The 7051-nt window shown below is 45.2% G+C and carries 3 protein-coding genes, 15 tRNA genes and 1 rRNA gene; all 19 read left to right on the top strand.

Annotated features, from left to right (window positions below):
• Nucleotides 1-93 (top strand): 5S ribosomal RNA (rrf, locus tag HF966_RS09015); the annotation flags it as partial.
• A 64-nt stretch (nucleotides 94-157) separates the two neighbouring features.
• A tRNA-Ser gene (locus HF966_RS02925) sits at nucleotides 158-246 on the top strand.
• Between the two features lie 3 nt (nucleotides 247-249).
• Nucleotides 250-322, top strand: a tRNA-Val gene (locus tag HF966_RS02920).
• Nucleotides 323-362: 40 nt separating this feature from the next.
• Nucleotides 363-435: transfer RNA gene (locus HF966_RS02915), tRNA-Thr, on the top strand.
• Between the two features lie 7 nt (nucleotides 436-442).
• A tRNA-Gly gene (locus HF966_RS02910) sits at nucleotides 443-514 on the top strand.
• A 5-nt stretch (nucleotides 515-519) separates the two neighbouring features.
• A tRNA-Leu gene (locus tag HF966_RS02905) sits at nucleotides 520-603 on the top strand.
• Between the two features lie 5 nt (nucleotides 604-608).
• Nucleotides 609-682: transfer RNA gene (locus tag HF966_RS02900), tRNA-Arg, on the top strand.
• A 66-nt stretch (nucleotides 683-748) separates the two neighbouring features.
• Nucleotides 749-822, top strand: a tRNA-Pro gene (locus tag HF966_RS02895).
• Between the two features lie 29 nt (nucleotides 823-851).
• Nucleotides 852-925: transfer RNA gene (locus HF966_RS02890), tRNA-Met, on the top strand.
• Between the two features lie 13 nt (nucleotides 926-938).
• Nucleotides 939-1012, top strand: a tRNA-Ile gene (locus HF966_RS02885).
• A 28-nt stretch (nucleotides 1013-1040) separates the two neighbouring features.
• A tRNA-Ser gene (locus HF966_RS02880) sits at nucleotides 1041-1130 on the top strand.
• Between the two features lie 26 nt (nucleotides 1131-1156).
• Nucleotides 1157-1230: transfer RNA gene (locus tag HF966_RS02875), tRNA-Met, on the top strand.
• Between the two features lie 2 nt (nucleotides 1231-1232).
• Nucleotides 1233-1306: transfer RNA gene (locus tag HF966_RS02870), tRNA-Asp, on the top strand.
• Between the two features lie 22 nt (nucleotides 1307-1328).
• Nucleotides 1329-1401 (top strand) — tRNA-Phe (locus HF966_RS02865).
• A gap of 29 nt (nucleotides 1402-1430) precedes the next feature.
• Nucleotides 1431-1501, top strand: a tRNA-Gly gene (locus tag HF966_RS02860).
• A 25-nt stretch (nucleotides 1502-1526) separates the two neighbouring features.
• Nucleotides 1527-1600 (top strand) — tRNA-Ile (locus HF966_RS02855).
• A 338-nt stretch (nucleotides 1601-1938) separates the two neighbouring features.
• Nucleotides 1939-3249 (top strand): serine--tRNA ligase, encoded by a 1311-nt coding sequence (gene serS, locus HF966_RS02850; RefSeq protein WP_168676137.1) that lies wholly within the window; start codon nucleotides 1939-1941, stop codon nucleotides 3247-3249.
• A gap of 129 nt (nucleotides 3250-3378) precedes the next feature.
• A complete protein-coding gene (gene secA, locus HF966_RS02845) occupies nucleotides 3379-5793 on the top strand; it encodes a preprotein translocase subunit SecA (RefSeq protein ID WP_168676136.1) in 2415 nt (804 codons plus the stop codon).
• A 68-nt stretch (nucleotides 5794-5861) separates the two neighbouring features.
• The gene (prfB, locus tag HF966_RS02840) at nucleotides 5862-6980 is read left to right on the top strand and encodes a peptide chain release factor 2 (RefSeq protein WP_168676135.1); all 1119 of its coding nucleotides are present in this window, start codon (nucleotides 5862-5864) and stop codon (nucleotides 6978-6980) included.
• The last annotated feature ends 71 nt before the right edge of the window (nucleotides 6981-7051 follow it).

The following is a 7051-nucleotide window of genomic DNA, read 5'->3' as shown; positions in this document are numbered from 1 at the left end:
ACACCTGTTCCCATTCCGAACACAGAAGTTAAGCTCTATCACGCCGAAAGTAGTTGCCGGATCGCTGGCTGCGAGGATAGGAAGACGCGGTGCCGTACATAGGAAGTACTCTGAGAAGGGTGCTTTTGCTTTATAAGAAGAGAGAATGGAAGATTTCGGAGAGGTGTCCGAGTCTGGCCGAAGGAGCATGGTTGGAAACCATGTAAACAAGGAATTGTTTCGAGGGTTCGAATCCCTTCCTCTCCATATGGACGCTTAGCTCAGCTGGGAGAGCACCTGCCTTACAAGCAGGGGGTCACAGGTTCGATCCCTGTAGCGTCCATTGGCGAAAGTCAAAAACCGGCACGTCGGGATAAAGCGATGCCGACTTAGCTCAGTTGGTAGAGCACCGCTCTTGTAAAGCGGGGGTCGAAGGTTCGAGTCCTTTAGTCGGCATGATTATGCGGAAGTAGTTCAGTGGTAGAACATCACCTTGCCATGGTGGGGGTCGCGGGTTCGAATCCCGTCTTCCGCTTGTATGCCGGCGTGGCGGAATAGGCAGACGCACAGGACTTAAAATCCTGCGATAGAAATATCGTACCGGTTCGATCCCGGTCGCCGGCATATATGCACCTATAGCGCAATTGGATAGAGCGTCTGACTACGAATCAGGAGGTTGCAGGTTCGACTCCTGCTAGGTGCATAGAGGTTGAAGGAATTCAAACTCTTTTTTTAAGTTTAGAAGGGCAGAAGCTCTCGTAGAACTTTTCGGGACGTAGCTCAGCTTGGTAGAGCACCTGGTTTGGGACCAGGGGGTCGCAGGTTCGAATCCTGTCGTCCCGATTGACAAATAGTCATTTGTCAAAGACGATCGCGGTGTAGCTCAGCTGGCTAGAGCGTCCGGTTCATACCCGGGAGGTCGAGGGTTCGATCCCCCCTGCCGCGATAGGCTCGATAAAGGACCTTTAGCTCAGTTGGTTAGAGCAGACGGCTCATAACCGTCCGGTCGTTGGTTCGAGTCCAACAAGGTCCATGCAGGACAAGAAAAAGCAACAGATGATGGAGAATTACCCAAGTCTGGCTGAAGGGAACGGTCTTGAAAACCGTCAGGTCGAGAAATCGGCGCGTGGGTTCGAATCCCACATTCTCCTTAGGTAGAGATACCCAATAATATTATCGCGGGATGGAGCAGTCTGGTAGCTCGTCGGGCCCATAACCCGAAGGTCGTAGGTTCAAATCCTGCTCCCGCAATTGGTCGCATGGTCTAGTTGGTTAGGACGCCTGCCTGTCACGCAGGAGATCGCGGGTTCGAGCCCCGCTGTGACCGTTTAGTATGAAGGTACTAAGATGGCTCTGTAGCTCAGTTGGTAGAGCATACGATTGAAGCTCGTAGTGTCGGCGGTTCGATTCCGTCCAGCGCCATGGATACGGTAAGTATCAAGCAAAGCTTTGCGAATGTAGTTCAATGGTAGAATTCCAGCCTTCCAAGCTGGCTATGCGGGTTCGATTCCCGTCATTCGCTTTATGTTTAGGAATAGACATAAGAGGGGCCTGTAGCTCAGTTGGTTAGAGCACTGTGTTGATAACGCAGGGGTCACAGGTTCGAGTCCTGTCAGGCCCATCAGTGAGAGAGTTAGCGTTTGCTAGCTCTTTTTTTGTTGGATAAATGTCGCTTGCCTTTTAATTTTTTTTTCGTTACAATAGGGATAATAGCTTACCATAATTAGGCACTTTAAGAAAATTGTTGGATGATGTGAAACAATACGCCGAAACTCCAGTAAGTCGCAGTTAGTGGGTAATGCCACTCGGAACTCTCCGTTATCAGATAATGAGTGTTGTATGCTTTTTGTGTACAAAATCTGGGTGGTACCACGGAAGCGCGTTTTCGTCCCTTATCCTTTTGGATGGGATGATAACGCGCTTTTAGATTAAATTTTGAAACCCTAAAGGAGTCGTATCATGTTAGATATGAAGTATTTACGTAAAAATGAAGCTGAGGCAGCGCAACGTTTATTGGATCGCGGTGTCCCAGCAGAAAAGTTACAAGAACTGTTGGCATTGGATCAAGAACGACGAGAAGCCATTCAACAAGTTGAAAATTTGAAGGCACAGCGTAATGCGGTGTCGGATAAGATTGCGTATGCCAAGCGGAACAAGGAAGATGCCAGTGAAGCCATTGCGGCGATGCAACAAGTTGGTGCTGACATTAAAGCCTTAGATAGCCAGCAAGCCATATTAGATGACAAGGTCCAAAACCTTGCCGCACATTTGCCAAATTTGGCAGCTGCTGAAGTCCCCGTTGGGCCCGATGAATCAGCGAATGTGGAACAACGGGTTTGGGAACCAGTAGATTATGATACGCGCCCACATGCTTTGGGTGAGGCACCAAGTTGGTTAAAGGCGCATTATGAAATTGGCGAGGCGTTGGGAATTTTAGATTTCGAACGCGGTGCTAAGGTATCAGGGGCACGTTTCTTATATTATGTTGGTGATGGGGCACGTTTAGAGCGCGCAGTTTATAACTTTATGCTTGATGAACATCGTCAAGAGGGGTATACCGAAATGATTATCCCAATTGTGGTTAATGATACGGCAATGTTTGGAACCGGACAATATCCAAAGTTCCAAGATGATGCTTATCGCGTGGCAGGCTTGGCACAAACTTACATTCCAACGGCAGAAGTCCCATTAACAAACTATTACGCTGGTGAAACATTGCCAAGTGAAGACTTGCCAATCAAATTTACTGCGTTGTCACCATCATTTCGTAAAGAAGCAGGGGCAGCGGGTAAAGATACCCGTGGGTTGATTCGTTTGCATCAATTCAACAAGGTTGAAATGGTGAAGTTTACCAAGCCGGAACACTCATATGCCGAATTGGAAAGTATGACAGCCAATGCTGAGAATATTTTACAAAAGTTAGGCTTACCTTATCATGTGATTATGCTATCAACTGGAGATATGGGCTTTTCGGCAGCGAAGACTTATGACATTGAAGTTTGGATGCCACAACAACAGGTTTATCGCGAAATTTCATCGGTATCCAACACCGAAGACTTCCAAGCGCGTCGCATGCACATCACGTATCGTGATGACAATGATAAGCTTCAGTTGGTCCATACATTAAATGGTTCGGGGCTGGCTGTTGGGCGGACAGTTGCTGCCATTTTGGAAAACTATCAAAATGAAGATGGGACAGTGACGATCCCAGCGGCCTTGCGACCATACATGGGTGGACAAGAAACATTGACGGCAACGGCCCATTATTAATCTTTTAAAAGCCTATATTTATTGGGCTTTTTTTGCTACAATTTATAGTAGACTATTGTGCGGTAGAACACACAAATTCATATTTTAGAGGAGACACACGCAACTGATTCAAGTTGTGTGCTAAAAACAATGGCAAATCCAATACGTAAGTTAGTTGATAACTCAAAGAAACAACTTAAAAAATTAAATCACATTGCCGACCAAGTTGAAGGTTATGCAGACAATATGTCAGCACTAACGGATGAGCAACTGCAAGCAAAAACGCCATTTTTCCAGGAAAAAATTGCAACAGCTTTAGCTGGTGTGAAGGATAAAGATAAGCAAAGTAAGGCATTATCAAATGTGTTAGATGACATTTTGCCAGAAGCCTTTGCTGTTGCCAGAGAAGGGGCTAAACGTGTCTTAGGATTGTATCCGTTCCGGGTTCAAATTATGGGTGCTGCTGTCTTGCATAATGGTAACTTGGCGGAAATGCGTACAGGTGAAGGAAAGACATTGACGGCGACAATGGCAGTCTATCTGAACGCTTTGACTGGTCGTGGTGTGCATGTTGTGACTGTCAACGATTATTTGTCAGCACGTGATGCTGAGCAAATGGGACAGCTCTATAACTGGCTAGGTTTGACAGTTGGTGTGAACGTTGGTGATGCACCTGCAGATGAAAAACGGGCTGCCTATAATGCCGATATTACCTATTCAACAAACTTTAATATTGGGTTTGATTATTTGCGTGATAACATGGTGCGACGCGCAGAAGAACGTGTGATGCAACGTGGTTTGAATTTTGCTTTGATTGATGAAGCAGATTCAATTTTGATTGATACGGCGCGCACGCCTTTGATTATTTCTGGTCCGGGTTCTGGGGTCTCTCAGCTTTATACACGGGCAGATCGCTTTGTCAAAACGCTGATTCGAGATGAAGATTATAAAATCGATGAAGAAGCCAAGACGACAATGATGACCAATGAAGGGATTCATAAGGCGGAAATCTTCTTTAATTTGGATAATCTTTACGCTGCGGGTGATACGGCATTAACACATCACATCGATCAAGCTTTGCGTGCCAACTTTAACTATATTAATGACAAAGATTATGTCGTTCAAGATGGCGAGGTCAAGTTGATTGATCAGTCAACCGGCCGTATTTCGGAAGGGACACGTTTGTCTGATGGCTTGCATCAAGCCATTGAGGCTAAAGAAAGTGTTGAAATTCAAGAAGAAAATAAGTCGATGGCACAAATTACTTATCAAAATTTGTTCCGTATGTACAAGAAATTGTCCGGCATGACAGGGACAGCTAAGACTGAAGAAGAAGAACTTCGCGAAATTTATAACATGGAAGTCATTACGATTCCAACAAATCGTCCCATCAAGCGTGTGGATTACCCCGATTTGCTTTATCCTTCCGTCCGTGCCAAGTACAATGCCGTTGTCAGATTGATTCAAGAACTCCATGCTAAAGGACAGCCCATTTTGATTGGGACAGGGTCGGTTGAATCATCAGAGTTGTTATCAAAAATTTTGATGGCACAAAATGTGCCACATAACGTCTTGAATGCGAAGAATAACGCCAAAGAAGCGGAAATTATCGCTAACGCTGGACAACGTGGCGCGGTTACTGTTGCCACAAATATGGCGGGCCGTGGAACAGATATCAAATTAGGTCCTGGTGTCGCTGAACTTGGTGGTTTGGCAGTGATTGCGACAGAACGGCATGAATCGCGGCGTATTGATAATCAATTGCGTGGTCGTGCGGGTCGTCAAGGTGATGACGGCTTTTCACAGTTCTTCTTGTCACTTGAAGATGATTTGATGATTCGTTTTGGTGCTGAGCGTATTCGCCTGATTTGGGAACGAATGAACTTAGACGAAGAAGAAACAGTCATCAAAAATCGCTTGATTACGCGCTCAGTTGAATCCGCGCAAAAGCGTGTTGAAGGGAACAACTACGATACGCGAAAAAATGTCTTGCAATATGATGATGTTGTCCGTGAACAACGTGAATTGATGTATCATCAACGGGATATTGTCATTGATGAAGCTAAGTCATTAGATTGGGTGTTGCTCCCCATGGTCGAACGGACGATTAACCGAGTTGTCGATGCACAAACCAAAAGCAAGAAGTCAGCTGATTGGCAGCTTGACCAAATTGTGAAATTTGCAGGCAATGTGTTAATCAATGAAAATGACATCACAGTGGCACAGCTAAACGGGCAAACGCGCGCGGAAATTAAGGCGACGTTGTTGGCCTTGGCCAAGGATAACTACCGCGTCAAGCAAGGGCAACTGTATGATCCAGCACAAATGTTGGAATTCGAAAAGGTAGTGATCCTACGTGCCATTGATCAACACTGGACAGATCATATTGATGCGCTTGACCGTCTACGTCAAGGTGTCGGCCTGCGTGGTTATGGTCAACTTAATCCGTTGATTGAATATCAAAACGAAGCCTTTGAAAACTTCAATAAAATGATTGCCGATGTGGAATATGATGCAACACGCACCTTTATGAAAGCAGAAATCCGTCAAAACCTACAAGCCTAACGGTTAGGTTGCCGGTCGCATAAATTCAACGAACCTTGTGTTCGTTTTTGTTTTGAAGGGATACAGGAATGGAAATTATTGACGCTAAGCATGCTTTAGCAGAAATCGAAGAAAATATTGCACGGTTTCGTGGCACGCTGGATTTAGAAGCTTTAACTGAAGAAATCGCTGATTTTGAAAATCGTATGACAGAACCAGGCTTTTGGGATGACAATGTAAAAGCCCAAAAAGTGATTGAAGAAAACAATGTTTTAAAAAATCGTCGCGATTCGTTTTTAAACTTGACGAACCAAGCAGAAGAAATTGCGGTGTTGATTGAAATGTTGTCCGAAGATCCAGAGGATGTAGAGACTGCAGCAGAACTCGACGGGACAATTGAAAAAGCCCAAAAAGATATTGAAGCTTATAATTTGGAACAATTGTTGACAGAAGCTTATGATGCCAATAATGCCATTTTGGAAGTGCATCCAGGCTCTGGTGGCACGGAATCAACGGACTGGGGTGCCAATTTGTATCGCATGTACACACGTTGGGCACAACAACACGGCTTCCAAGTGGATGTGTTGGACTATCATGCCGGCGACGAGGCGGGGATTGATAGTGCTACCATCAAAATTTCTGGGCATAACGCCTTTGGTTTCTTGCGCAGTGAAAAAGGCGTTCACCGCTTCGTGCGTATTTCACCATTTGATTCTGCTGGTCGACGGCACACAAGTTTCGTGAGTGTTGATGTCATGCCTGAATTGGATGATACGATTGAGGTTGAAGTCCGTGATGATGATATTAAAATGGATGTTTTCCGTTCGGGTGGCGCCGGTGGTCAAAACGTCAACAAGGTATCAACTGGTGTGCGTTTAACACACGAACCAACGGGTATTGTCGTATCATCAACGGTTGAACGGACGCAGTACGGCAACCGTGACTATGCGATGCGCTTGCTGAAGGGTAAGTTGTACCAATTGGAATTGGAAAAGCAAGAAGCAGAACGGGCAGCACTGACTGGTGAAAAGCTAGAAAATGGTTGGGGTTCACAAATCCGTTCTTATGTTTTGCATCCATACCAAATGGTGAAAGATCACCGAACAAATCATGAAACAAACCAGCCACAACAGGTATTAGATGGCGATTTAGATCCGTTCATCAATGCCTATTTACAATGGCAGTTGAGTTTGAAAAATCCAAATTAATCCATGCAGGTCGAAACAGGTTGTTTCGGCTTTTTGCATTGAGAAACAGAATAGTTTCTAAACCACGTTGC

This window comes from Leuconostoc holzapfelii (assembly GCF_012396485.1).
GTDB lineage: Bacteria > Bacillota > Bacilli > Lactobacillales > Lactobacillaceae > Leuconostoc > Leuconostoc holzapfelii.
This window is presented reverse-complemented; position numbering and strand designations above follow the sequence as displayed.

Coding starts and splice junctions, on each gene's coding strand:
- secA (WP_168676136.1), top strand. CDS start 3,379: ATGGCAAATCCAATACGTAAGTTAGTTGATAACTCAAAGAAACAACTT.
- serS (WP_168676137.1), top strand. CDS start 1,939: ATGTTAGATATGAAGTATTTACGTAAAAATGAAGCTGAGGCAGCGCAA.
- prfB (WP_168676135.1), top strand. CDS start 5,862: ATGGAAATTATTGACGCTAAGCATGCTTTAGCAGAAATCGAAGAAAAT.